This is a genomic window from Pseudomonas sp. DVZ6, from assembly GCF_024259445.1.
In the GTDB taxonomy this organism is placed as follows: Bacteria; Pseudomonadota; Gammaproteobacteria; order Pseudomonadales; family Pseudomonadaceae; genus Aquipseudomonas; species Aquipseudomonas peradeniyensis.
Window position 1 is genome coordinate 93,917 of the sequence record NZ_JANCLM010000001.1, and the last position, 25,200, is coordinate 119,116.

General features: G+C 66.0%; 22 protein-coding genes and 1 tRNA gene. 13 read left to right on the top strand and 10 right to left on the bottom strand.

What is annotated here, in order from left to right:
• The first annotated feature begins 93 nt into the window (after positions 1 to 93).
• The 3 genes from rlmM (at position 94) to pdxB (ending at position 2,801) form a co-directional block, all read left to right on the top strand.
• Positions 94 to 1,158 (top strand): 23S rRNA (cytidine(2498)-2'-O)-methyltransferase RlmM, encoded by a 1,065-nt coding sequence (gene rlmM, locus NMG10_RS00375; protein ID WP_232856035.1) that lies wholly within the window; start codon positions 94 to 96, stop codon positions 1,156 to 1,158.
• A 210-nt stretch (positions 1,159 to 1,368) separates the two neighbouring features.
• Positions 1,369 to 1,611, top strand: coding sequence for a sulfurtransferase TusA (tusA, locus tag NMG10_RS00380; protein WP_050704845.1), 243 nt, complete (start codon positions 1,369 to 1,371; stop codon positions 1,609 to 1,611).
• Between the two features lie 47 nt (positions 1,612 to 1,658).
• Entirely contained in the window at positions 1,659 to 2,801 is a 1,143-nt protein-coding gene (gene pdxB, locus NMG10_RS00385; RefSeq protein WP_203647473.1) for a 4-phosphoerythronate dehydrogenase PdxB, read from the top strand.
• A 53-nt stretch (positions 2,802 to 2,854) separates the two neighbouring features.
• Here the strand turns inward: pdxB and NMG10_RS00390 are convergent, their stop codons facing one another.
• On the bottom strand, positions 2,855 to 3,025 hold the full coding sequence (locus NMG10_RS00390) for a PA1571 family protein (protein ID WP_203647472.1): 171 nt from the start codon (positions 3,023 to 3,025) through the stop codon (positions 2,855 to 2,857).
• Between the two features lie 248 nt (positions 3,026 to 3,273).
• Between NMG10_RS00390 and NMG10_RS00395 the strand changes: the two genes are divergently transcribed.
• From NMG10_RS00395 to mqo, 3 genes are all read left to right on the top strand, one after another.
• Entirely contained in the window at positions 3,274 to 5,037 is a 1,764-nt protein-coding gene (locus NMG10_RS00395; RefSeq protein WP_254463438.1) for an ABC transporter transmembrane domain-containing protein, read from the top strand.
• Positions 5,038 to 5,235: 198 nt separating this feature from the next.
• Positions 5,236 to 6,852, top strand: a complete 1,617-nt coding sequence (locus NMG10_RS00400; protein WP_232856070.1) for a methyl-accepting chemotaxis protein — start codon at positions 5,236 to 5,238, stop codon at positions 6,850 to 6,852.
• A gap of 396 nt (positions 6,853 to 7,248) precedes the next feature.
• A complete protein-coding gene (gene mqo, locus NMG10_RS00405; RefSeq protein ID WP_203647470.1) occupies positions 7,249 to 8,814 on the top strand; it encodes a malate dehydrogenase (quinone) in 1,566 nt (521 codons plus the stop codon).
• Between the two features lie 236 nt (positions 8,815 to 9,050).
• Here mqo and NMG10_RS00410 read toward each other — a convergent pair.
• A tRNA-Pro gene (locus NMG10_RS00410) sits at positions 9,051 to 9,127 on the bottom strand.
• An 81-nt stretch (positions 9,128 to 9,208) separates the two neighbouring features.
• The gene (locus tag NMG10_RS00415; protein WP_023632528.1) at positions 9,209 to 9,430 is read right to left on the bottom strand and encodes a YgdI/YgdR family lipoprotein; all 222 of its coding nucleotides are present in this window, start codon (positions 9,428 to 9,430) and stop codon (positions 9,209 to 9,211) included.
• Positions 9,431 to 9,600: 170 nt separating this feature from the next.
• On the opposite strand from NMG10_RS00415, the gene moaB reads away from it, so the two are divergent.
• Both moaB and glp read left to right on the top strand, forming a co-directional pair.
• Complete coding sequence (moaB, locus tag NMG10_RS00420) at positions 9,601 to 10,140, top strand: molybdenum cofactor biosynthesis protein B (RefSeq protein ID WP_046856412.1); 540 nt, start codon at positions 9,601 to 9,603, stop codon at positions 10,138 to 10,140.
• The gene (gene glp, locus NMG10_RS00425) at positions 10,124 to 11,344 is read left to right on the top strand and encodes a gephyrin-like molybdotransferase Glp (protein WP_232856038.1); all 1,221 of its coding nucleotides are present in this window, start codon (positions 10,124 to 10,126) and stop codon (positions 11,342 to 11,344) included. The genes moaB and glp overlap by 17 nt, the downstream gene beginning before the upstream one ends.
• Here glp and NMG10_RS00430 read toward each other — a convergent pair.
• Positions 11,333 to 12,568, bottom strand: coding sequence for a glycosyltransferase family 4 protein (locus NMG10_RS00430; RefSeq protein WP_110738539.1), 1,236 nt, complete (start codon positions 12,566 to 12,568; stop codon positions 11,333 to 11,335). The two genes, glp and NMG10_RS00430, sit on opposite strands and share 12 nt — an antisense overlap.
• A 63-nt stretch (positions 12,569 to 12,631) precedes the next feature.
• The gene (locus NMG10_RS00435) at positions 12,632 to 14,089 is read right to left on the bottom strand and encodes a mannose-1-phosphate guanylyltransferase/mannose-6-phosphate isomerase (RefSeq protein WP_232856039.1); all 1,458 of its coding nucleotides are present in this window, start codon (positions 14,087 to 14,089) and stop codon (positions 12,632 to 12,634) included.
• A 266-nt stretch (positions 14,090 to 14,355) separates the two neighbouring features.
• On the opposite strand from NMG10_RS00435, the gene yegS reads away from it, so the two are divergent.
• Positions 14,356 to 15,243 (top strand): lipid kinase YegS, encoded by an 888-nt coding sequence (gene yegS, locus NMG10_RS00440; protein WP_254463440.1) that lies wholly within the window; start codon positions 14,356 to 14,358, stop codon positions 15,241 to 15,243.
• On the opposite strand, the gene NMG10_RS00445 is transcribed toward yegS, so the two are convergent.
• The 3 genes from NMG10_RS00445 to NMG10_RS00455 form a co-directional block, all read right to left on the bottom strand.
• On the bottom strand, positions 15,227 to 15,886 hold the full coding sequence (locus NMG10_RS00445) for a response regulator transcription factor (RefSeq protein WP_203647467.1): 660 nt from the start codon (positions 15,884 to 15,886) through the stop codon (positions 15,227 to 15,229). The two genes, yegS and NMG10_RS00445, sit on opposite strands and share 17 nt — an antisense overlap.
• Positions 15,876 to 16,772, bottom strand: coding sequence for a sensor histidine kinase (locus NMG10_RS00450; protein WP_110738535.1), 897 nt, complete (start codon positions 16,770 to 16,772; stop codon positions 15,876 to 15,878). Before NMG10_RS00450 ends, NMG10_RS00445 begins: the two co-directional genes overlap by 11 nt.
• Before the next feature lie 378 nt (positions 16,773 to 17,150).
• Complete coding sequence (locus NMG10_RS00455; protein ID WP_110738562.1) at positions 17,151 to 17,651, bottom strand: histidine kinase; 501 nt, start codon at positions 17,649 to 17,651, stop codon at positions 17,151 to 17,153.
• Positions 17,652 to 17,989: 338 nt separating this feature from the next.
• Between NMG10_RS00455 and NMG10_RS00460 the strand changes: the two genes are divergently transcribed.
• Positions 17,990 to 18,919, top strand: coding sequence for a chemotaxis protein CheV (locus tag NMG10_RS00460; RefSeq protein WP_050704823.1), 930 nt, complete (start codon positions 17,990 to 17,992; stop codon positions 18,917 to 18,919).
• Between the two features lie 40 nt (positions 18,920 to 18,959).
• Positions 18,960 to 19,763 (top strand): MOSC domain-containing protein, encoded by an 804-nt coding sequence (locus NMG10_RS00465; protein ID WP_232856040.1) that lies wholly within the window; start codon positions 18,960 to 18,962, stop codon positions 19,761 to 19,763.
• Between the two features lie 59 nt (positions 19,764 to 19,822).
• Here the strand turns inward: NMG10_RS00465 and NMG10_RS00470 are convergent, their stop codons facing one another.
• On the bottom strand, positions 19,823 to 21,751 hold the full coding sequence (locus NMG10_RS00470) for a transglycosylase SLT domain-containing protein (RefSeq protein ID WP_232856041.1): 1,929 nt from the start codon (positions 21,749 to 21,751) through the stop codon (positions 19,823 to 19,825).
• A gap of 207 nt (positions 21,752 to 21,958) precedes the next feature.
• Between NMG10_RS00470 and NMG10_RS00475 the strand changes: the two genes are divergently transcribed.
• Positions 21,959 to 23,890 carry an ATP-binding cassette domain-containing protein gene (locus NMG10_RS00475; protein ID WP_232856042.1) on the top strand — a complete coding sequence of 644 codons (1,932 nt, stop codon included), beginning with the start codon at positions 21,959 to 21,961 and terminating at the stop codon, positions 23,888 to 23,890.
• Between the two features lie 82 nt (positions 23,891 to 23,972).
• On the opposite strand, the gene NMG10_RS00480 is transcribed toward NMG10_RS00475, so the two are convergent.
• Complete coding sequence (locus NMG10_RS00480) at positions 23,973 to 24,416, bottom strand: universal stress protein (protein WP_186733471.1); 444 nt, start codon at positions 24,414 to 24,416, stop codon at positions 23,973 to 23,975.
• A 110-nt stretch (positions 24,417 to 24,526) separates the two neighbouring features.
• Here NMG10_RS00480 and NMG10_RS00485 point away from each other — a divergent pair, with 110 nt between their 5' ends.
• Complete coding sequence (locus NMG10_RS00485; protein WP_203647461.1) at positions 24,527 to 24,964, top strand: hypothetical protein; 438 nt, start codon at positions 24,527 to 24,529, stop codon at positions 24,962 to 24,964.
• Positions 24,965 to 25,200: the final 236 nt, after the last annotated feature.

A 25,200-nucleotide genomic window follows, 5' to 3' on the forward strand; every position in this document is an offset into this window, starting at 1 on the left:
CTTTTCTGGACCGATGGGGCGTGTCGTCGGTTCCGATCTTCCTTTATCATTCGCCGCCCTGGCGCCGTCTGCGCCAGTGATGTGGAGTGAGAAATGAATACCCTGTTCATGCATTGCCGGCCCGGCTTCGAGGGCGAGGTCTGCGCCGAAATCAGCGAACACGCCGCCCACCTGGGCGTGGCCGGCTATGCCAAGGGCAAGCCGCAGAGTGCCTGTGCCGAGTTCGTCTGCAGCGAGGCGGACGGTGCCCAACGCATGATGCAGACGCTGCGCTTTTCGCAGCTGATCTTCCCGCGCCAGTGGGCCCGCGGCGCCTACGTCGAGCTGCCGGAGACCGACCGCATCAGCGTGCTGCTCGAGCACCTTGCCGCGCTGCCGGTGTGCGGCAGCCTTTGGCTGGAAGTGCTCGACAGCAACGACGGCAAGGAACTGTCGACCTTCTGCCGCAAGTTCGAAGTACCGCTGCGCAAGGCCCTGGAAAAGGCCGGACGGCTGGTGGACGACGCCCGGCGGCCGCGCCTGCTGCTGACCTTCATCAGTGGCCGGCGGGTGTTCCTGGGGCTGGCCGAGGCCGACAACTCGGCGCTGTGGCCGATGGGCATCCCGCGCCTGAAGTTCCCCCGCGAAGCCCCCAGCCGCTCGACCCTCAAGCTCGAGGAGGCGTGGCACCAGTTCATTCCCCGCGAGCAGTGGGACCAGCGCCTGAACGACGACATGACCGGCGTCGACCTGGGCGCCGCCCCCGGCGGCTGGACCTACCAGCTGGTCAAGCGCGGCATGCTGGTGACCGCCATCGACAACGGGCCGATGGCCGAAAGCCTGATGGACACTGGCCTGGTCACCCACCTGATGGCTGACGGCTTCACCTGGAAACCCCGCCAGACCGTGGACTGGATGGTCTGCGACATCGTCGAGAAGCCGGCGCGCACCGCCTCGCTGATCGAGACCTGGCTGGGCGAAGGACTGTGCCGCGAGGCAGTGGTCAACCTGAAGCTGCCGATGAAGCAGCGCCATGCCGAGGTGCGCAAGCTGCTCGAGCGCATCGAGGCCGGGTTCAAGGCGCGCAAGGTGAAGGTGTCGATCGCCTGCAAGCAGCTGTATCACGACCGCGAGGAAGTGACCTGCCACCTGCGCCGGTTGGACCTGAAACCGCGTTAAACGGGTTTGCCCGGCCACTGTAGGAGCGGCCTTGTGCCGCGAAAGGGCCGCAAAGCGGCCCCAGGATTTCAGCGTGAAAGCAGAAATTGCCGGGGCTGCTCTGCAGCCCTTTCGCGGCACAAGGCCGCTCCTACAGGGGGCTTCGGTTCTCAGCCCCTTGGAGCACCTCGACCGATGCGCCACAATGACGATCATTTTGCGGAGCCCTACATGACCGATTTCACCCACGACGCGATCCTCGACGCCACCGGCCTGAACTGCCCGGAGCCGGTGATGATGCTGCACAAGCACGTGCGCGAGCTGGCCGGCGGCGGCGTGCTCAAGGTGATCGCCACCGACCCGTCGACCCGTCGCGACATTCCCAAGTTCTGCATCTTCCTCGGCCACGAGTTGCTCGGCCAGCAGGAAGAGGCCGGCACCTACCTGTACTGGATCCGCAAGAAGGCCGACTGAGCCGGCTGCGATCGCGCTACACTGCGCTCCCCTGACAGGAGAGCACCATGCTGATAGTTGCCGACGAGAATATCCCGCTGCTCGATGCCTTCTTCGCCGGTTTCGGCGAGATCCGCCGCTACCCCGGCCGGGCCATCGACGCCGCCTGCGTCAAGGACGCCGACGTGCTGCTGGTGCGCTCGGTGACCCGCGTCGACCGGCAACTGCTCGAAGGCAGCCGGGTGCGCTTTGTCGGCACCTGCACCATCGGCACCGATCACCTCGACCTCGACTATTTCGCCCAGGCCGGTATCCACTGGAGCAGCGCGCCGGGCTGCAACGCCCGTGGCGTGGTGGACTACGTGCTGGGCAGCCTGCTGACCCTGGCCGAACTCGACGGCGTTGACCTGGCCAAGCGCGTCTATGGCGTGGTCGGCGCCGGCGAGGTCGGCGGGCGCCTGGTGCGGGTGCTGCATGGCCTGGGCTGGAAGGTGCTGGTGTGCGACCCGGTGCGCCAGGCCAGCGAGGGCGGCGACTTTGTCGACCTTCAGACGATCCTCGAGCAGTGCGACGTGATCAGCCTGCACACGCCGCTGCAACGCGGCGGCGATCACCCGACCTGGCACCTGCTCGACCAGCCGCGCCTGGCCCGCTTGCGTGCCGGCGCCTGGCTGATCAACGCCAGCCGCGGCCCGGTGGTGGACAACGCGGCCCTGCGCGAACTGCTGCTGGATCGCGAGGATCTGCACGCGGTGCTTGATGTGTGGGAGGGCGAGCCGCAGGTGGACCTGCAACTGGCCGACCTGTGCACCCTGGCCACGCCGCATATCGCCGGCTACAGCCTGGACGGCAAGCAGCGGGGCACGGCGCAGATCTACCAGGCCTTCTGCCGCTGGCGCGGGGAGCCCGAGCAGGTGCGCCTGGCCGACCTGTTGCCGGCGCCGGGTCTGGCGCAGATCGAGTTTGACCCGAGCGCGGATCCGGCGTGGGCATTGGCCACCCTGTGCCGGGCGGTCTACGACCCACGTCGCGACGATGCGGATTTTCGTCGCAGCCTGAGCGAAGAGCCGGCCGAACAGCGTGCAGCGTTCGACCTGCTGCGCAAGCACTACCCGGTAAGGCGCGAGATCGAGGGGCTGGCGGTACGTGTCCGTGGAGAGGCGCCGCAGCTGGTGCAACTGGTCAGCGCACTGGGGGCGGTGCTGGCCTGACGGCCAGCCAATAAAAACCCGGCGCAAGCGCCGGGTTGCACGCAATTCGGGGGTCAGGCCTTGCCGACTTTCTTGACCCGGCTGTCTTCCAGGTCCTTGCAGGCCTTCTGGATCATCTGCTCGGTGATCGGGACCTCGCGGCCCTGGGCATCGATGATCGAGCCGCAGACCTGAGGTTGCGGACGGTTCTGGTTCTTGGGCGTATCGGTGTGCTGCAAGCTCATATCCTGTCTCCTCTTTCAGGTTCAAGCTCAAGGTAGTGCTTCGCCGTGACTGGTCTGTGACAGTTTCTTCGGCGTCATGCCGGAACAGTCCAACAGAAAGCGCGACAAAGCTCCAGACACAGGTTAGAACGAATGAGCATAGTCACTGTTGTCCTGTTCGATCATGGGACGGCGACGGATTCCCAGGCGTTGCATGGGGCCGACGAGTGGTAGTCTTGGTCTAATCCGTGCAAAGAACGACTTTCGCCATGCCCGAGCCAATCTCTCCCCGCCAGCGCCGCGCCCTGCACCTGGGCTGGCATTTCGTGCGCCCCTATCGCCGCCAGGCGCTACTGGCCTTGCTGGCGCTGGTGGTCACCGCCGCCATCACCCTGTCCATGGGGCAGGGCATCCGCCTGTTGGTCGACCAGGGGTTCATGACCGGTTCGGCGCACCAGCTCAACCAGACCATCGGCCTGTTCCTGCTGCTGGTGATGGCGCTGGCGGTGGGGACCTTTGCCCGTTTCTACCTGGTGTCGTGGATCGGCGAGCGCTGCGTGGCCGATATCCGCCGGGCGGTATTCGACCACCTGATCGGCCTGCACCCGGGATTTTTCGAGGACAACCGCAGCTCGGAAATCCAGTCGCGGCTGACCGCCGACACCACCTTGCTGCAGTCGGTGATCGGTTCGTCGCTGTCGATGTTCCTGCGCAACGCGCTGATGGTGCTGGGCGGGGTGATCCTGCTGTTCGTCACCAACCCCAAGCTGACCAGCATCGTGGTGCTGGCCTTGCCCCTGGTGCTGGCGCCGATCCTGCTGTTCGGGCGGCGCGTGCGCAGCCTGTCGCGGCAGAGCCAGGACCGGGTGGCCGACGTGGGCAGCTATGTCGCCGAGACCCTCGGTCAGATCAAGACGGTGCAGGCCTACAACCATCAAGGGCATGACCAGGCGCGCTTCGCCGAGACCGTGGAGGCGGCGTTCGGCGTGGCGCGCCGGCGCATCGCCCAGCGTGCCTGGCTGATCACCCTGGTGATCGTGCTGGTGCTCGGGGCGGTAGGGGTGATGCTCTGGGTCGGCGGCATGGACGTGATCGCCGGACGCATCTCCGGCGGCGAGCTGGCCGCCTTCGTGTTCTACAGCCTGATCGTCGGCAGCGCCTTCGGCACCCTGAGCGAGGTGATCGGCGAACTGCAGCGTGCCGCCGGTGCCGCCGAGCGCATCGCCGAGCTGCTGGCGGCGCAGACGGCTATCCTGGCGCCGGCACGACCGCAGGGGCTGGCGCAGGGCCGTGCCACGGGTGACATCCAGCTGTGCGACGTGCGCTTCGCCTACCCGTCACGCCCCACTGCCGCTGCCATCGATGGCCTGAGCCTGCACATCCGCCCGGGCGAGACCGTGGCCCTGGTCGGGCCGTCGGGGGCCGGCAAGTCGACCCTGTTCGACCTGCTGCTGCGCTTCTACGACCCGCAGGGCGGCGCGATTCTGCTCGACGGCCAACCGATCACCGGGCTGGAGCCGGCCGAGCTGCGTCGCCAGTTCGCCCTGGTGGCCCAGCAGCCGGCGCTGTTCCGTGGCACGGTCGAGGCCAACATCCGCTACGGTCGGCCCGAGGCCAGTCTGGCCGAGGTCGAGGCGGCGGCGCGCGGCGCCCATGCCCATGAGTTCATCGCCCAGTTGCCCCAGGGCTACCAGACGCTCCTGGGTGAAGGCGGCGTGGGTTTGTCCGGCGGCCAGCGCCAGCGCCTGGCGATCGCCCGGGCGTTGCTGGTGGATGCGCCGATCCTGCTGCTGGACGAGGCCACCAGCGCCCTGGACGCGCAGAGCGAGCACCTGATCCAGCAGGCGTTGCCGCAGTTGATGGCCGGGCGCACCACGCTGGTCATCGCCCACCGCCTGGCGACGGTGCAGCATGCCGACCGCATCGCGGTGATCGACAAAGGCCGACTGGCGGCAGTCGGCAGCCATCGACAATTGATCGAGCAAAGCCCACTCTACGCACGCCTGGCCGCGCTGCAATTCAACCCGGCCTGAGCGGCTTGGTTGTCGCTGTTTTGTAACAATTCTGTAGCAATTGCCTGAGACTATCTGCCTCGGCGGTTGCGCAGGTGCTCGCCCTGGCTGCCATCGCCCGATGGCGGCTTTTTTGGGGCCAGCGAACGAGGACAAGGATGCCTCCGTCGGCGGTGCCGTCGCGCGCCGTTTTCCCTCTTCCTTGTTCCGAGATCCGCAATCTTGCGTAAATCCCTCAGAGTGCAAATTCTCTCCCTGCTCGGTGGCAGCCTGGTGGCGATCCTGCTGATCGCCCTGGTGTGTTTCCAGTTCCTGTCGTCCAGCGTGCGCGGCTATGCCGAGCTGGTGGACGGGCCGTTGCGTGCCTCGCAACTGATCGACGAAGCCAACCTGCAGTTCAAGATCCAGGTGCAGGAGTGGAAGAACGTGCTGCTGCGCGGTCGCCAGCCGGCGGAGCTGGACAAGTACTGGCAGCAGTTCCAGAGCCGCGAGCAGCAGGTGCAGCAGTTGCTGGGGCAATTGATCGACAGCAGTGAGCCGGCGCTCAAGGCGCGCCTGGAGCAGCTCAAGGCCAGCCACCGGCAGCTGGGCTCGGCCTATGAGCAGGGACGCCAGGCGTTCCTGGCCGCCGGCGGCGACCCGGTGGCGGGCGACCTGGCGGTCAAGGGCGTGGACCGGGCCACCAGCGACCAGATGAGCGCGCTGGTGGAGCAGTTGCGCGCCGACGCCCACGGGCGTGCCGGCGCCATCAGCGCCAGCGCCGAGCGCACGGTGTGGCTGGGCGTGCTGGTGATGCTGGGCTCGGCCGTGCTGGTCGGGCTGTTCAGCCTGTGGCTGGTCAATCGCAGCCTGGTCGAGCCGATTCGCCAGCTGATCGACTATGTCGCCCAGCTCAGCCAGGGGCGTTTCGCCGCCCGCGTCGACAGCCGCCGCGAGGATGAACTGGGGCGCCTGGCGCTGGCCGCCAACACCCTGCGCGACTTCCTCGCTGACACCGTCGGCCGCCTCAAGGACAACGCCGAGGAGCTGGAAAGTGCCAGCGGCCGGCTGCGCAGCATCGCCGGCGACATGGCCCATGGCACCCACGACCAGTTCCAGCGCACCGACCAGGTCGCCACGGCCATGCACGAGATGTCGGCCACCGCCCAGGAAGTGGCGCGCCACGCCGCCGACGCCGCCCGCGCCGCGGACGAGGCCGACCACAGCGCCCAGGCCGGCGAGCAGGTCATGCAGCGGACCATCGATACCATTGCCGTGGTCAACCGCGAGATCGCCGGTACCGCGACGGTGATCCGTCACCTGGAACACGACAGCACGCGGATCGGCAAGGTGCTCGAAGTGATTCGCGGCATCGCCGAGCAGACCAACCTGCTGGCGCTCAACGCCGCCATCGAGGCCGCCCGTGCCGGCGAGGCCGGGCGTGGTTTTGCGGTGGTGGCCGACGAGGTGCGCAGCCTGGCCCAGCGCACCGCGGCGTCGATCGCCGAGATCCACCAGATCATCGAGGCGGTGCAATCGGGCGCGGTGGAGGCGGTCAAGGCCATCGAGAGCGGCCAGCAGCGCAGCGAGGAGGGCGCCGAGCAGGTGCAGCAGGCCGGGCAGATGCTGCAGCGCATCACCACGGCGGTTGAAGCGATCCGCGACATGAACCGGCAGATCGCCACCGCCGCAGAGGAACAGACCAGCGTCGCCGAGGACATCTCGCGCAACCTGGTCGAGATCACCCGCATCGCCACCGCCAACCAGGAGGCCGTGCAGCACACCGAGCAAGCCGGGCAGCGCCTGCATGGGTTGTCGGGCCAGTTGGGCGAAGTCACTTCCCGCCTCACTGCCTGACAAGCCTGCACGATCCCTGTGTAGGAGCGGCCTTGTGCCGCGAACGGGCCGCAAAGCGGCCCCGGCTATTTTCGCCATGGCGCTGATATCCTGGGGCTGCTGCGCAACCCTTTCGCGGCACGAGGCCGCTCCTACAGGCGTTCGGGGGAAAACCGCCATTCCTCAGGCAAAGTACCCATCCATTTGGCGGATTGCCGCCAACCCGCCCCTGCCAAGCCCACTGCGCCATTGGCCCAGGCCAACCTGGCACACTCCCTGCTTTACGGCGCTCCGGGCCACGGCCCGAGGCGATCGTGCCCCGATTTCGCAAGACTCCTGCTGACCAGAACAACAACATCCGGGCGTGCACGCCGGGGGCAACGACTGCCAGTCCTTCACTTCAATTGGATTGAGCTAATGAAAAAAATCCTGCTGACGCTCCTGTGCCTGAGCGTCATCGGCTGCTCCAAGCCCGCGGAGCCACAGAAGTCCGTCGATGTCCTGCTGATCGGCGGCGGCATCATGAGTGCGAGCCTGGGGACCTACCTCACCGAGCTGGAACCGAACTGGAAGGTCGACGTCTACGAGCGCATGGACCAGGTCGCCGAGGAAAGTTCCAACGCCTGGAACAACGCCGGCACCGGCCACTCGGCGTTCTGCGAGCTGAACTACACCAGCGTCGGCAAGGACGGCAGCATCGACATCAGCAAGGCGGTCAACGTCAACGAGCAGTTCGAGGTGTCCAAGCAGTTCTGGGCCTACCAGGTCGAGCAGGGCGTGCTGAGCAACCCGCGTTCGTTCATCAACAATGTGCCGCACATGAGCTTCGTCTGGGGTGACGACAACGTCGCCTTCCTGCACAAGCGCGTCGAGGCCCTGCAACACAGCTCGCTGTTCCGTGGCATGGAGATCACCGAGGACCACGAGCAGATCCGCAAGTGGGTGCCGCTGGTAATGGAAGGCCGTGATCCCGGGCAGAAAGTGGCCGCGACCCGCATGGCCATCGGCACCGACGTGAACTTCGGCGAGATCACCCGCCAGCTGTTCGCCTCCATGACCCGCAATCCCAATGTGCAGCTGCACCTGAGCCATGAAGTGCGCGACATCGTGCGCAACGACGATGGCAGCTGGAACGTGGTAGTGGCCGACCTGGCCAACGGCGGCAAGGCGTCTTCGGTCAAGGCCAGGTTCGTCTTCATCGGTGCCGGTGGCGGCGCGCTAAAGCTGCTGCAGAAGTCCGGTATTGCGGAAGCTGAAGGCTATGCAGGCTTCCCGGTCGGTGGCCAGTTCCTGATGACCGACAACGCTGACCTGGTTGCCCGCCACAAGGCCAAGCTGTACGGCAAGGCCTCGGTCGGCGCGCCGCCGATGTCGGTGCCGCACCTGGACACCCGGGTGATCGATGGCAAGGAAGTGCTGCTGTTCGGTCCGTTCGCGACCTTCTCCACCAAGTACCTCAAGCACGGCTCGCTGCTGGACATGTTCAGCTCGCTGACCACCCACAACATCAGCCCGATGATGCATGCCGGCATCGACAACATTGACCTGAGCACCTACCTGATGGGTCAGCTGATGCTCAGTTTCGATGACCGCATGGCGGCCCTGCGCGAGTACTTCCCCAACGCCAAGAACGAAGACTGGAAACTGCTCCAGGCCGGCCAGCGCGTGCAGGTGATCAAGAAGGATCCCGAGCACGGTGGCGTGCTGCAGTTCGGTACCGAAGTGGTGGCCGCCGAGGACGGCAGCATTGCCGCGCTGCTAGGCGCTTCGCCCGGCGCCTCGACCGCCGCGCCGATCATGCTGAGCGTGCTGGAGAAGACCTTCAAGGATCGGATCAAGAGTGCCGAGTGGCAAGCCAAGCTCAAGGAGATCGTGCCGACCTACGGCCAGAAGCTGAACAACGACCTCGAGCTGACCAACAAGACCCGTGAGTGGAGCAGTGCGCGCCTGCAACTGCTGTACGTGCCGGTGTTGCCGGAGTAACCGTGTGAGCTGAGCGTGGGAGCGGCGCCAGCCTGTAGGAGCGGCCTTGCGCCGCGAAAGGGCCGCAAAGCGGCCCTGGCGATCTTTGCAACAACGCTGAAATCCCGGGGCTGCTGTGCAGCCCTTTCGCGGCACAAGGCCGCTCCTACAGGGCCCAGTGTTGCCTGATGCAGGGCGCCACCTGGCCTTTTCGCAGGCAACAAAAAACCCGCTCGAAGCGGGTTTTTTGCGGGATATGGTCGGAGAGACAGGATTCGAACCTGCGGCCTTCTCGTCCCGAACGAGACGCGCTACCTGGCTGCGCTACACTCCGATGTCCAAAATGCTACTGCATCGCTTTTTTCAACGCAACCCCTTGTTGCAAAAAGGAGTTGCGCTAAAAAGCGGGACTGGATCACAGCTCCTTGACGGTGCGGATCTGGTCCTTGTTGATGCGCGTGCGCTTGCCGTCGAGCTGCTCGAATTCGTAGAAACCGGAATCGTCGTCATAGGATGGGGTGTCCACCGCCTGGATCTCGCGGCCGTCGTTCAGGGTGATGACGGTTGGCGAGGCGCAGCCGGCGAGGGCGCCCAGGCCCAGGGCAAGCAGGAAGGCGGGAAGGGTCCGTTGGATCATCGTGTTTCTCCAGTGCGATGGTGCTAGATGTCATTAAGACGCAGGGCGTCCACGCAAGTTCCTTGCACAGTGCAGCATAGCGCCATCGCGGCGGCATTGACCAAGAACAACGCCGCGGGCGGCCTGTGATATAACAGCGCACATTCCCAGTTACCCTGCGACGGACTCCCATGAAAGCCAAGGCAGATACCCCTTTCGTTGCGCTGAACATCGCCGTGCTGACGGTCAGCGACACCCGCACCTTTGACACCGACACCTCCGGCCAGCTGTTCGTCGATCGCCTGAGCGCCGCCGGCCACCGCTTGGCCGAGCGGGTGCTGCTCAAGGACGACCTGTACAAGATCCGCGCCCAGGTCGCGACTTGGATCGCCGACGACCAGGTGCAGGTGGTGCTGATCACCGGCGGCACCGGTTTCACCGGCCGCGACAGTACCCCGGAAGCCGTGGCGTGCCTGCTGGACAAGCAGGTCGAGGGCTTCGGCGAGCTGTTCCGGCAGATCTCGGTGGCCGATATCGGCACCTCCACCGTGCAGTCCCGCGCCCTGGCCGGGCTTGCCAACGGCACCCTGGTCTGCTGCCTGCCGGGCTCGACCAACGCCGTGCGCACCGGTTGGGACGGTATCCTTGCCGAGCAGCTGGACGCCCGTCATCGGCCGTGCAATTTCGTGCCGCACCTGAAGCAGGCGGCGGCCTGTGACAGCCGTGGCTGAGGTGGCCCGGCCCTTGATGCCGGTGGAAGAGGCCCTGGAGCGCCTGCTGGCGCTGGCCGACACGGCGCCCATCGCCGAGACCGAACAGGTACCGCTGGCCGAGGCCGAAGGGCGGGTCCTGGCCCATGAGCTGGTGGCTGGCCTCGACCTGCCGCCGTGGCCCAACAGCGCCATGGACGGCTACGCGCTGCGCCTGGCCGACTGTCAGGGCGAACCGCTGCGGGTGACCCAGCGCATCTTCGCCGGGCATGCACCACAGCCCCTGGAACCTGGCACCTGCGCACGGATCTTCACCGGCGCGCCGCTGCCGGAAGGTGCCGATTGCGTCGAGATGCAGGAAAACACCGAGGTGCTCGAGGATGGTCGGGTGCGTTTCCTCGAACCGCTGGCGCTGGCGCAGAACGTTCGCCCCAAGGGCCAGGAAACCCGTGTCGGCGAACAGGTGATGAGCGCCGGCACGCGGCTGGGCCCGATCCAGCTCGGGCTGGCCGCGACCCTGGGTTTCGGCACGCTCGAAGTGCGGCGTCGGCCCCGGGTGGCGGTGCTGTCGACCGGCGACGAACTGGTCGAGCCGGGCCTGGCCCTGGGCCCCGGGCAGATCTACAACAGCAACCGACGCCTGCTGGTCAGCTGGCTGCAACGCCTGGGCTGCACGGTGGTCGACGCCGGCATCCTCCCGGACGATCTCGAGCGCACCCGCCAGTGCCTGGGCGGGCTGGGCGATGTCGACCTGATCCTGTCCACCGGAGGCGTGTCGGTGGGCGAGGCCGATTTCCTCGGCCTGGCCCTGCGCGAGGCGGGCGAGCTGGCGCTGTGGAAGCTGGCGATCAAGCCGGGCAAGCCGCTGACCTTCGGCCATTACCAGGGGGTGCCGGTGATCGGCCTGCCGGGCAATCCGGCCTCGACCCTGGTCACCTTCGGCCTGCTGACCCGGCCCTACCTGCTGCGTCGAATGGGCGTGGCCCATGTCGCGCCGCTGCGCTTCAGCGTGCCGGCGGGTTTCGACTGGCCCAAGGCCGGAACGCGCCGCGAGTACCTGCGGGCACGCATCGAGGACGGTCGCGTGCGCATCTACAAGAACCAGAGCTCCGGCGTGCTGCGCAGCGCGGCATGGGCCGATGGCGTGGTGGAGGTGCTCGAAGGCACGACGCCGCAACAGGGCGATGCGGTGACGTTCATTCCGTTCAGCGAGCTACTTGGCTAGCACGCCGCCGGCGGCTGCGGCGCCGGCCGGCGCCAGCTGGGTCAGGCGCATGTGCACGTTCTCCAGCTGCTGGGCGGCGACGCTCCAGTCATGACGCTGGCGGGCGAACTGGCGCCCGGCCTCACTGAGCTGGCACATGCGCCATGGCTGGTTGAGCAGCTGGGTGACCAGCAGCGCCAGTTGGCCGCTGTCGTCGCTGCCCAGGTAGTGCTCGCCGTTGTTCATGGCCAGGCCCGAGGCGCCCTTGCTGGTGGTGATCACCGGCAGCCCGGCGGCCATGGCTTCGAGGATCTTCACCTTGGAGCCGCCAGCATGGCGCAGCGGCGCGAAAAAAAGCGCCGAGCGCCGTTGCAGCTCGCGCAGGTCGGGGCGATAGCCCACCCACTCGATGCGCGGGTCGTTCCAGTGCAGCTTCCAGCTGGCCGGCAGGGCGTGGCCGGCAATGGCCAGGCGCACCGCCGGATTGCTCATCCACACCTGAGGCAGGATCTCTTCCAGCGCCCATTCGATGGCCTCCAGGTTGGCGCCGTACTCGAAATTGCCGACGAACAGCAGACGCTGGCTGTGCGGCGTGGGGCGAACCTCCTGGTAGTGGTCGCAGTCCACGCCATTGACCACCACGTTCACCGGGCGCCCGCTGATCTGGCCGATAAGCTCGGCATCATGGGCGCTGACCGCCACCACCTCGGTGGGCTGGCGCAGCACTCGCTGCTCCCAGCGCCGGTAGCGCCAGCGGTCGAAGGCGTTCAGCGGCCGTAGCCACAGGGGCAAGCGGTCGTGGCAGGCGGCGCCCATCACCGATTCCAGGTAGTGCTCGCTGAGCATGTAGGGCAGGCCACGGGCCTGCAAGGCCTTCTCGAACGGCTGGAAACTGTAGCTGTGCTCGATCTGGATCACGTCCCAGGGTTCGTCCAGCAACTGCTCGAAGCGGTGCCTCAGGCAGGGCGCCAGGCCATTGATGATGGCCCGCATGGGGTAGTCGATGATGGGCGAGGCCAGCAGGTTCAGCGGGCTGTGCAGCGCGCGCCGGGGCAGCACCACCAGGCGCTCCACCAGCGGCTCCAGGGCCTCGCGCGCCGCGTCGCTCAACGGGACCTTGGACTGCACCAGCAAGGTGATCCGGTGGCCATGCTGCGCCAGGGCGCGCAGCAGGTGGTATTGCCGGGTCTTGCTGCCGCTGGTGGTGGGCCAGGGCAGGTAGGGCAGGGTCCAGAGTATGCGCATGAGCCCGAATCCTCGCGGTTGGCCGGGTGTCGGCCCTGGATGGCAAAACGCGCCCTCTGGCAGTCAAGCAGGTGCTGCTGCTGCCGGGGCGCGTCCATAGATATCAGTAAAGCGTACGATGTCGTCTTCGCCCAGGTATTCGCCGCTCTGCACCTCGATCATCACCAGGTCGATGACGCCGGGGTTGGTCAGGCGGTGGCTGCGTCCGGGCTTGATGAAGGTCGACTCGTTGGTGTCGAGCAGAAACTCCTCTTCACCGTTGGTCACGCAGGCCATGCCGCTGACCACGATCCAGTGCTCGCTGCGGTGATGGTGCATCTGCAGCGACAGCGATTCGCCGGGGCGGACCATGATGCGCTTGATCTTGAACCGTGGCCCTTCCTCGAGCACGGTGTACAGGCCCCAGGGGCGGGTCACGGTGCGGTGCAGGCGGTAGGCGTCGTGGCCCTGGCGCTTGAGTTGCTGGGCGATCACCTTGACCTCCTGGCTGCGCGCGGCATCGGCGATCAGCAGGGCGTCGGGGGTGTCGATGACGATCAGGTTGTCCAGGCCCACCGCGCCCACCAGCCGACGCGGCGAGTCGATGTAGCAGTTGCTCACGTCATGCAGCACGGTTTCGCCGTTGCAATGATTGCCCTGGCTGTCGGCCGGGCGCAGCTCGCGCACCGCTTCCCAACTGCCGATATCACTCCAGCCGATGGCGCAGGGCACCACGGCCACCTGGGTGGAGGGCTCCATGAGTGCGTAGTCGATGGAGATGTCGGGGGCCTGCGCGAAACTGTCGGCGTCGAGTTCCACCTGCTGGCCGCACGTCCCCTCCTTGAACAGGCTCTGCGCCAGGCAGTGGGTCACGGTGTGCAGCACCTCGGGGGCATGGGCCTGCAGCTCCTGCAGCACGGTGCCCGCGCGCAGGCAGAACATGCCGGCGTTCCACAGGTGCCGGCCTCCGTCCAGGTAGGCCTGGGCGGTGTCGGCGTCGGGCTTTTCGACGAAGCGGGCCACCCGATAGCCGTCGTTACCCAGTACCTCTCCTTGTTCGATGTAGCCGAAGCCGGTTTCGGCGCGGGTCGGCAGCAGGCCGAAGGTGGTCAGCCAACCTTTTCCGGCCAGGGCCATGGCCCGCTGGACGGCCGCCTCGAAGGCGCCCTGGTCCTGGATCAGGTGGTCGGCGGGCAGCACCAGCAGCAGGCTGTCCTCGCCATGCAGGCGGGCGCAGTGCAGCGCCGCGGCGGCGATCGCGGGGGCGGTGTTGCGGCCGAAAGGTTCGAGGATGAAGTCGAGGGCGATACGCTGGGTACTGACCTGGCGATACTCGTCCTGGGTACGGAACACCACTTCGCGGTTGGTCACCGTGAGCACCCGTTCGACGCCGGGCAGGCTGCTGGCGCGGCTGAAGGTCTTCTGCAGCAGGCTCATGCCATCGGGCAGGCGCATGAAGGGCTTGGGCATGGCCTCGCGGGAGACCGGCCACAATCGGGTACCGGCGCCGCCAGCGATGATGCAGGGAATCAGAACGCTCATAGTCACAGCCTCGAATCAGGGCGCCGGGGGCAGCGCAATGCAAGGAAATCACGACCTGTCAGGCGTCTGGCGGCACAAAGTCAATAAAATGACTTTTCGAGTCGGCTTCGTCCGTGATGGCCAAATATTTGTCAGATGATGCACCTGTGGCGGCCGGCTTTCAATGGTATTTGTGTGAGGCGGCGGTTTTTCGGCGTCGCCGGGAGCAATCTGCTCGTCGCAGTGGTCGAGATTGCGGTAGGGCATTTCTATTCGGGGAGAACGGCATGAGCGAGCGCAAGGCACTGTTGATCCTGCATGGCAAACAGGCCGGCAACGACGAGGTGCGAGCCGCGGTGGGCCAGCTGCGCGAGCGGGGCTGGACCCTGGACGTGCGGCTGACCTGGGAGGGCGGCGACGCCCAGCGCCTGGTCGGCGAGGCCCTGGCCGCAGGCTATGGCCAGGTGGTGGCCGGTGGTGGTGACGGCACCTTGCGTGACGTGGCCGAAGCGATGGGTCTGGCCGCGACCCAGGTCAGCCTGGCCCTGTTGCCGCTGGGCACCGCCAACGACTTCGCCAGGGCGGCCGGCGTGCCCCTCGAGCCGCAGGCGGCTCTTGACCTGCTGGAGGTGCCGACGCGGCCGATCGACCTGGGGCGGGTGGGTGACCAGTTGTTCCTGAACATGGCCACCGGCGGCTTCGGCAGTCAGGTCACGGCCAACACCTCGGAAGACCTGAAGAAAGTGCTCGGCGCGGCGGCCTACCTGTTCACCGGCCTGTCACGCTTCAGCGAACTGCAGGCCGCCTCGGTGGAACTGCAGGGCCCCGGTTTCCAGTGGCAGGGCGAGTTGCTGGCGCTGGGCATCGGCAACGGCCGCCAGGCCGGCGGCGGGCACGTGCTGTGCCCGGAGGCGACGGTGGACGACGGCCTGTTGGACATCGGCATCCTGCCTGCGCCACAGGAGATGGCCGGCGCCCTGCGCGACCTGTTGGCCGGCGACGGGCTGTTCGTCCGTGCGCGGTTGCCATGGGTGGAAATCAAGGGCGCCCAGGGGCTGGACATGAACCTCGACGGCGAGCCGCTGCAGGCCGCCAGCCTGCGCTTCGAGGCCATGCCACGAGCGTTGCGCGTGCACCTGCCGACGGACTCGCCGCTGCTCAGTCGTCCAGGCTGATGATCTTCTCGCGCACGGCGAACAGCACCAGCCCTGCCACGTCGTAGATCTGCAGGCGCTTCATGATCTGCGAGCGGTGGGTCTCCACGGTCTTGATCGACAGGCCCAGGCCGGCGGCGATCTCCCGGGTCGACTTGCCGCGCACGATCAGGCGCAGGATCTCCAGCTGACGCCCCGTCAGGTTATGACCTTCGCTGCTCGGCTGGCGGCCGTTCTGCGCGCGTAGCAGGGCCTGGTTGATGACGGTGTGGGCGATGGCCGGGCTGAGGTAGCGTTCGTCGTTGCGCAGCGCGGTGAGCGCCTGTTCCAGCTCGGTGGCCGTGGTGTCCTTGAGCAGGTAGCCGTGGGCGCCGCTTTCCAGGGCGCGCATGATCATTTCCGGGTCGGTGTGCATCGACAGGATCAGGACCTTGCAGGTGCAACCGTTTGCGCGCAATTGCGTGAGCGCGTCGAGACCGCTGGTCGAACGCATGGAAATGTCCAGCAGGACGATGTCCGGCGCCAGGCGCAGGACGTGGTCCAGAAGCTGGCTGCCGTCGTCGGCCTCGCCGATCACGGTGTAACCGGGGATGTCCGATACCAGTGCCCTGACGCCTGCGCGAATCAGGGAGTGGTCGTCCACCAGCAGTAATCTACAGGTCATCGGGGGCAGGGGTCCTGGCGCGTTCTTGGCTGCGGGGTGGCCATGGAAAGAGGGCTTCGATCTGGGTGCCTTGGCCGGGCTGGCTGGTGATGGTCAGGCTGCCTCGCAGGGCGGTCACCCGCTCCTGCATGCCGGCCATGCCGCGCTGGCCGTAATCCGCGGGGGACTGGGCCGGCACGAAGCCGCCGCCGTCGTCGTGGATTGACAGGGCAAGGCCGGCCGAGGTGCGTTGCAGGCGAACCACCAGGTTGCGGGCACCGGCATGGCGCAACATGTTGGTGACCGCCTCCTGGGTGATGCGGAAGGCGGCCATGGCCACCTCTTCGCTGATGCCGCCCAGGCGCTGCTTGCATTCCAGGCTCCAGTGCACCTCGGTGTTTTCCAGGGTGCGCAGCAGATGCGCGCGCAGGCTCGCCTCCAGGCCCAGGCTGGCCAGCTGGCGCGGGTTGAGAATGGTGGAAACGTCGCGCACGTTGCTCAGGGTCAGGTCCAGGGTGCTGCGCAGGGTGCTGCAGTGCTCCTGCAGCTCGGCCGGTACCCGGCGTTGCAGCCAGTCGACCTGCAGCTTGGCGGCGGTCAGCAGCTGGCCGATATCGTCGTGCAGCTCGCGGCTCAGGCGCTGGCGCTCGCTCTCCTGCACCTTGAGCATGCGCGTGGCCAGTTCCGCCGGGCGCAGGCTGATCGAACGCGCCCAGTGGCGCAGGTGCCAGCCGACGCCGAGCATAGCAAGCAGTTGCAGCAGCAGCAGGCTGGCCGACAGGGGCTGGGTGCTCAGGTATACCACCAGGTTCGCCGCCAGCGATGCAACGCACAGCAGTGCTGTCGTCCAGCGCAGCAGGGCAACGCTGGAACGGCAACGCTGGAGAAACTTCAAGCGTGGGAGCATAGATAGGGAAGCCACTGAATTATAGCGGTTAGGGGCATTGCACACGTCTGACCAGGGGTTTTACCGCCCCGCTTGCAATCAAGTGCGGAATGCGGATCCAATCGCCCGATAACCTGGGCGCGCATGTTCGAGTGGGCGCATATTATCACTTTGATTGAATTTGGTCGCGGGGGGATAACTGCTTGAAACCTCGTATTTTCCGGGCTGTGGCGGGCCTGGCGGTCGAGGGCTTGGCTAGCAGAGTGCCATTATTAAATGATGTTTCCAGTGCGCGCAGGGCAACTAATAATCCCGCTTCGCAAAAACATTTGGAAAAACTTGTCCAACTTTGCAAGTTTCATCCTGAGCCGACCTTAGTTGTGACTCAGTTGGCTGCATTTAATGTTGCCGGTCGGGCGAGTCGATGCCGGTGCTTGCCGTATGAGGGTGGGCGCAGTACACCCCTGTCTGCTGGCAGTCCGCGCACAGCTGCGTGGACGGCTGGCCCAGGGAGGTGGCCAGTTCGCCCAGCAGCAGCCGTTGTTCGTCGGTGTCCATGCCTAGCTGGCCGGTCTGCGGGTCCAGCAGCTCCAGTTGCCAGTCGAGCAGGGTCAGGCAGGCGTCCAGTGCGGGCAGGCTGCTGCCGTGCAGGTGCTGCTGGGCACAGGTGGGCGCGAGCAGCTTTTGCAAGGCGAACGCATAGTGGGCGACCTCGAGCAGGCCGAGCGCGTCGGCACGGCGGGCCAGGGTATCAAGTGCCGTGGTGAGACTGTGGCAGGCGTCCGGGTCGTTGGCGATCAGTTCCAGGTGCTGCAGGCATTCCTGGGATCGGGCCAGCAGGACCTGTGCGTCCTGCAGAAAGGCCGCCACGGCGGCGTTGTGCAGTGGTGTGCTATCCATCATGGCGCCCCGTGGTCAGGGATTGGCCGTACCAAGATGATCGCTCGCAAAAGCCTGACTCCGTTCATGCAGTGAGAATGGCGTCACATTAATGGCTAATGGATATTGCGAACATCAGGTTGCACCCGATTGCTACTAGGGGATTCCCTGATGAGGATTCAGGTGGGTCGTTCGTTGCGAGCGACGGACGCGGCGGGATGTGGCAGCAGTAAAGCATGATGGTAAAGTGATATCAATCACCCGGCGCGGCTTTTTCCATCAGGGGTCAAGCTGCGCGCGCATCCGCCGATACAGGGGGATGCATCCACTTTTCCCGACTCAAGCCTGGGGGCTTTCCAATGGCTGGCATTCTCGACACGGTAGACCAACGCACGCAACTGGTGGGTGAGAACCGCCTGGAAATCCTCATGTTCCGCCTGGCCGGCCGACAGTTGTTCGCCATCAACGTGTTCAAGGTCCAGGAGGTGCTGCAACTGCCCAAGCTGACCCTCATGCCACAGCGCCACTCCTTCGTCTGCGGCGTGGTCAACCTGCGTGGCCAGACGCTGCCGGTGATCGACCTGTCCCAGGCGATCGGCATGCGCCCGCTGCAGCCTGGGCCGGACAGCACCATCATCGTCACCGAGTACAACCGCTCGGTGCAGGCATTCCTGGTGGGCGGCGTTGATCGTATCGTCAACATGAACTGGGAAGCCATCATGCCGCCACCGGCCAGCGCCGGTCGCCAGCACTACCTCACGGCGATCACCAAGGTCGACGAGAAGCTGGTTGAGGTCATCGACGTGGAGAAGGTGCTGGCCGAGATCGTGCCGTACAGCGCCAAGGTGTCCCGCGACAAGCTGGAAGATCCGGTGCTGGCCCGTGCGCGTGGCCGCGAAGTGCTGCTGGTGGACGACTCCAGCGTGGCCCTGGCGCAGTTGCGCGACACCCTGTCGCAACTGGGGGTGAAGCTGCACGTGGCCAGTGACGGCCTCAAGGCCCTGCGCCTGCTCAAGGGCTGGGCCGACGCCGGGGAGAATGTCTGCGAGAAGCTGCTGATGATCTTCACCGATGCCGAAATGCCCGAGATGGATGGTTACCGGCTGACCACCGAGATTCGCAACGACCCGCGCCTGCGCGGCCTCTACGTGGTGCTGCACACCTCGCTGTCGGGCAGCTTCAACGAATCGATGGTCAAGAAGGTCGGCTGCGACAACTTCCTGTCCAAGTTCCAGCCCGACCGCCTGGTGGATGTGGTGCGTCAGCGTCTGAACATGGATCACGCCTAGGTGTAAGCTTGGTTTTTCCATGGAAACCAGGTGAGCAGGGATGTTTCTGAGTGCGTTGTATCGATACCCGGTGAAATCGGGGCGGGCCCAGGGCCTGCAAGCGTCCGCGGTCGGCAATCTGGGCCTGGACGGTGACCGCCGCTGGTTGGTGGTGGAGGAGGAGAATGGCCGCTTCCTGACCCAGCGGGCCTGGCCCCGGCTGGGGCAGGTTGGCGCCGATTATGGCGAGCAGGGCCAACTGCTGCTCCAGGCGCCGGGGCGGGCACCCTTGGAGGTGCCCGTGCCGCCTGCCGACGACGCCCTGCGCGGCGTCACCATCTGGCGCGATACCTTGCGCGTGCCCGATGCCGGCGATGCCGCCGCGGCCTGGCTCAGCGAGCTGCTGGGCAAGCCAGTAAGGCTGGTGTACTGCCCCGAGCAGCGGGCCCGCTACCTGCCCAGCGGCTACGGCCTGAACAGTGACCGGGCAGCCTTTCCCGATGGTTTTCCATTGCTACTGATCGGTCAGGCCTCGCTGGATGAGCTGAGCCGTCGGGTCGGGCGCCCCATGGAGATGCTGCGTTTTCGCCCGAACCTGGTGGTCGAGGGGGCCGAAGCCTTTGCCGAGGACCGCTGGAAGCGTATCCGTATCGGCGACATGACCTTTCGCGTGCTCAAGCCGAGCGTGCGCTGCATCCTCACCACCCTCGATCCCGCCACGGGCGAGCGCAGCCCGGACCGTGAGCCGTTGACCACGCTCAAGACGTTCCGTGAGAAGGAAGGGGATGTGCTGTTTGGCCAGAACCTGGCGGTGGATGGCGAGGGGGAGCTTAAGGTGGGGATGGACGTCGAGGTCCTCGAATAGAGCCATCGCGGGGCATGCCCGCTCCCACGTTGCGTGGGCGCGGGCTGATGGCGTCCCGATCACATATCGTCGAAATACCGCTCATGCCAATCCACCAGCGGCTGCGGTGAATTGAGCTTCTGCCCGTAGATGACCGAATACGACAGCACGTTCTGCACGTACTGGCGCGTCTCGTCGAACGGAATCGACTCGACCCACACATCGAAGCTCAGGTGCTTGGCGCCCTTGAGCCACTGGCGCACGCGCCCGGGGCCGGCGTTGTAGGCGGCCGAGGCCAGCACGCGGTTGCCGTTGAACTGGCCGTGCACCTGGCTCAGGTAGGCGGCGCCGAGCTGGATGTTCTTGTCCGGGTTGAATACCTGGGCCGGCGAGGCCAGCGGGATACTGAACTTGCGTGCGGTCTCCTTGGCCGTGCCCGGCATCAGCTGCATCAGGCCGCTGGCGCCGACGCTGGAGCGGGCGTCCTCCATGAAGGCGCTTTCCTGGCGGGTAATGGCGAATACCCAGCTCGAATGCAGGCCGCGGACCTTGGCTTCGCGCACCAGGGTGTCGCGGTGGGCCATGGGGAAGCGGATGTCCAGGTCGTCCCAGTACTGGGCCTGGCTGATGGTGCGGATGGCCGGGAAGTACCAGCGCATGTCATAGGCCAGGCGGGCCTGGGCGACCATCTCGTCACGGTTGAAGTGACGGCTGACGTGGTACCACTCGCGGCGTCCCTCGACGATCTGGCCGCGGGCATGGAACTCCAGGGCGCGACGCACGCCCGGGGTATTGCGGACCTTGTTGATCACCGCCTGGCTGAGCGCCAGCGGCTTGTTGTTCAACTGGTAGGGCGTCTGCGCCCGGTCGGCGGCGAGGAAACCATAGAAGTCGCGCTCGCGGGCGACGGTCTTGTACAGCAGCGGGACCTGCGGGTTGTTCGGCTGGGCCAGCTCCAGGCTGCGCGCCTGCCAGTACTTCCAGCGGTTGCTGCTGGCCAGGTCCTGGGGCAGGCGTTTGGTCAGCTCGTAGGCGTCCTCCCAGCGGCCCAGGCGCAGCAGCAGGCGCAGGCGCCATTCGCTGACGGTGTTGTCGCGCAGCTCGGGGTCGTAGCGGGTCATCAGGTCGAGGGCGCGCGGGTCGTAGCGCCGGGCCAGGGTCAGGCCGATCTCGCGGGCGATGGCGACTTTCTCGTCACGGGAGAAGTGCATGCGCTGGGCGTAGTCGTCGAGCAGCGCCATGGCCTGCTCGGGGTCCTGGCGGGCCAGACGGCGCAAGCCGAGGCTGACCACGTCGGACATGGCCTCGTTGACCGGGGTGAAGCGCGACGGCTGGTTGAGCAGCTCGGGCTTCTGCGCCACGTCGATCAGCAGCTTGCCCTGGGGGCCGAGGGTGGTGAGGGTCTTGACCAGGCTGCTGGCCAGGCCGTAGTTGCGTGCCTGGGCCGCCAGCTTGGCGCGCTGCCAGCGCTTGGCCTCGGTCAGCTGGCCTTCGGCCGCCCACATGGAAAACAGGGTATCGCAGGCGGTGGGCTGCGACTTGCCGACGTTCCACAGCTTGTCGGCGGTGGCGAAGCCTTCGGCGCGCAGGCCATGGGAGAGCTGGTACTGGCCGTTGAGGCAGTCCAGTTCGGTGAAATTGAGCTTGGGGTCGTAGTAGCGGGTGAAGGTGTTCCACTCGCCGCGCTCGGCCAGCCAGCGCAACCAGCGCAGTTTCATCCAGTTGGCCTGGGGCAGGTCGCCGTGGGCCTTGAGGAAGCCCTCGATCTCCTCGTTGCTGGCGCTCTTCAGGCGGGCGGTCAGCTCGTCGTAGGTGAGGTAGGGCGTGAGCGGATAGTCGCGCAGCGCCTGCGCGTAACGCAGGTAAGGGCCCTTGTCGCCCTTGGCCAGGGCGCGCTTGGCCTCGTCGTAGTACTGACGCTGCTGGGAAATGTCGATGGCCTGTGCGGCGCTCGCGGCGGTGGCGGTGAGCAGCAGGCAGGAAGCAATTTGTAACAGGCGGCTGCGCATGATACGTCCGGGCAGTAGAACCATGGAAAGTGACGGCGGAGCCAGCACTGTTGGGTATTACTGCCTAGCTTAGCCGTTTGCCGGTGGCCGGTGAAAGCACTGTGCTTGTATCGAGTTGTTATCCGACGCCCTGCTGCCGGCGATGGGCTTTTGATGCCGTGAAGGGTCAAGTCAGGTAGAATGCGCGCCCGGTTTTTGGAGATGATCATGACCCTGCTCAAATTCAGCGATGTGTCCCTCGCCTTCGGCGCCATGCCGCTGTTGGACAAAGTGTCCTGGCAGATCGCCCGTGGCGAGCGGGTGTGCATCATCGGCCGCAACGGCACGGGCAAGTCGAGCATGCTGCGCCTGGTCAAGGGCGAGCAGAAGCCCGACGACGGTGATATCTGGCGCGCGCCAGGGCTGAAGATCGGCGAACTGCCACAGGAACTGCCGGTGGCCGACGAGCGCAGCGTCTTTGACGTGGTGGCCGCGGGCCTGGATGGCGTGGGCGAGCTGCTGGCCGAGTACCACCACCTGAGCCAGAACATCCACGGCGACGAGGACCTGGAAAAGCTCATGCACGTCCAGCACGAGTTGGAGGCCCGCGACGGCTGGCGCCTGCAACAAGTGGTGGAAAGCACCCTGAGCCGCCTGCAACTGCCGGCCGACAAGACCCTGGCCGAGCTCTCCGGCGGCTGGCGCCGTCGCGTGTTGCTGGCCCAGGCGCTGGTGTCCGAGCCCGACCTGCTGCTGCTCGACGAGCCGACCAACCACCTGGATATCGGTGCCATCGCCTGGCTGGAAGATGCCCTGAACGGCTTCAACGGCGCGGTGCTGTTCATCACCCACGACCGTTCCTTCCTGCAGAACCTGGCCACGCGCATCCTTGAACTGGACCGTGGCGGGCTGATCGACTGGAACGGCGACTACGCCAGCTTCCTGGTGCACAAGGAGGCCGAGCTTGCCGCCGAGGCCACCGCCAATGCGCTGTTCGACAAGCGCCTGGCCCAGGAAGAAGTGTGGATCCGCCAGGGCATCAAGGCCCGGCGTACCCGCAACGAAGGCCGTGTGCGTGCGTTGAAGGCATTGCGCGTGGAGCGCGGCGAGCGCCGTGAGCGCCAGGGCAAGGCGAACATCCTTATCGAGGTGGCGGACAAGTCCGGCAAGCAGGTGATGGTGCTGGAGGACGTCAGCTTCGCCCACAAGGATGGTCCGAAACTGGTCAAGGACTTCTCCATGGTCCTGCAGCGCGAAGACCGCATCGGCCTGCTCGGCGCCAACGGTACCGGCAAGACCACCCTGCTCAAGCTGATGCTGGGTGACCTGGAGCCGACCAGTGGCAAGGTCGAGCGCGGCACCAAGCTGGAAGTGGCCTACTTCGACCAGATGCGCCATCAGCTGGACCTGGAAAAGACCGTCATCGACAACCTGGCCGAAGGCCGCGATTTCATCGAGATCGATGGCCAGAACCGCCATGTCCTGAGCTACCTCGGCGACTTCCTGTTCAGCCCGCAGCGTGCGCGCACGCCGGTCAAGGCGTTGTCCGGTGGCGAGCGTGCGCGCCTGCTGCTGGCCAAGCTGTTCAGCAAGCCGGCCAACCTGCTGGTGCTGGACGAACCGACCAACGACCTCGACGTCGAGACCCTGGAGCTGCTCGAGGAAGTGCTGTCCAACTACAAGGGCACGGTGCTGATGGTCAGCCACGACCGGGCCTTCCTCGACAACGTGGTGACCAGCACCCTGGTGTTCGAGGGTGAGGGGCGTGTGCGCGAGTACGTGGGCGGCTACGAGGACTGGATCCGCCAGGGTGGATCGCCGAAGCTGCTGGGCGTGACCGAGAGCAAGAGTGGCAAGTCCGAACTCAACAGTGCGGTGGTGGCCAAGCCGGTGGAAGAGCAGGCGCCTGCGGCCGTCGCCGCGCCCGCTGCCGATGCCAGCAAGAAGAAGCTCAGCTACAAGCTGCAGCGCGAGCTGGAGGCGTTGCCAGGGCAGATCGATGCGCTGGAGCGGCAGATTGCCGAGGTGCAGGAAGAGGTCGGCGCCTCGAACTTCTACCAGCGTCCGATCGATGAAACCTCTGCGGTGCTGGCCAAGCTGGAGAAGCTGCAGGGCGAGCTGGACGTGCTGGTGGAGCGCTGGGCCGAGCTGGAAGGCTGAAATGCATCGCGGGCCAAGCCCGCTCCCACGCAGCCCTGTCTGACGGGCTTTGTGGGAGCGGGCTTGCCCCGCGATTACTGGCTTACTCGGCCTTCTTCTGCAAGCGCACCGCCAGTACATCGCACGGCGCGCCGTGCAGCACGTCATTGGCTGTGGAGCCCAGCAGCAGCGCCAGGCCATGGCGGCCATGGCTGCCGACCACGATCAGGTCGCAGGCTTGTTTCTTGGCAAGTTCATGGATTTCCTGGCGCGGTTGGCCATAGACCAGATGCGAGTCACCTCGCTGGATGTCCGGGTACTTGTTGAACAGGCGCTCCATGCGCTCCTTGGCCTGGTCGAACTGTTGCTGCTGCAACTGCGACAGGTCCATCGGCACGTCGCCGCCGAAGGCCATGGCCATGGGTTCGACGATATGCACCAGGGACACCTTGGCGCCACTGGCCAGGGCGATGGTCTTGGCCCGCTTGATCACCGGGTCGCATTCTTCGGTCAGGTCGACGGCGACCAGAAGATGTTCATAGGACATGTGCAGTACTCCTGACAATCGCGATAGTAGAAGTATGGTCGCTTTCGGGCCGGGCGTTCGTGAATCCTGGATAACCCGCTCATTTGCAACGCTTTATAAGGTCTACAGATATGACGGTATGGCTGGTGGTGTCAATCCTTGCGCTGATGCTCAGCCCGCTGGCCTGGCTGCGCCAGTCGCGCAAGCAGGGTGAGCAGATGAGCCTGCGCCTTGAAGGCCGGCGCATGGGCCTGGCCATGCAGCTGGCGCCGCAGCAGTGGCCGCACTGGCTGGAAAAGGAGCCGCCCAGCCCTTGTCCGCAATACCACCGGGCGCGGCGCAAGGGCCGCGAGGACTGCTGGTGCTACTGGCAGATCACCCCTGGCGTGTGGTGGAACCAGTGGCGCGAGCCCTGCGAGGACCCGCGCCTGGCCGAGGTCTTTGCCCGCCTGCCGGAAACCGTCTACAAGGTCGAGGCCGACCGGCGCATGATCGCCCTGTACTGGAGCGAGCGGGGCGATAAATCTGTTTTGCAGGATATTGCCCAGGCCCTCGATACCCTCGCCTGAACCTGGCCAACGCAAAACGGCGCGCAGGAGCAACCATGCTCTTGCGCGCCGTTTTGCGTTCTGCAGCGCAGAAAAAGGCCAGGCAGGCCGGAAACACTTTCATGCAGCCCCAGTGTAGCCATCGTTGGCGGATGCGTTTAGAAAAAACGCCGTCCGCGGTCGGTGATGGTCTATCGCTGACATGAATGGTCGGCGATCACTGTCATCAGTTTTCGTACCCGGCGGGTAGAAGATGA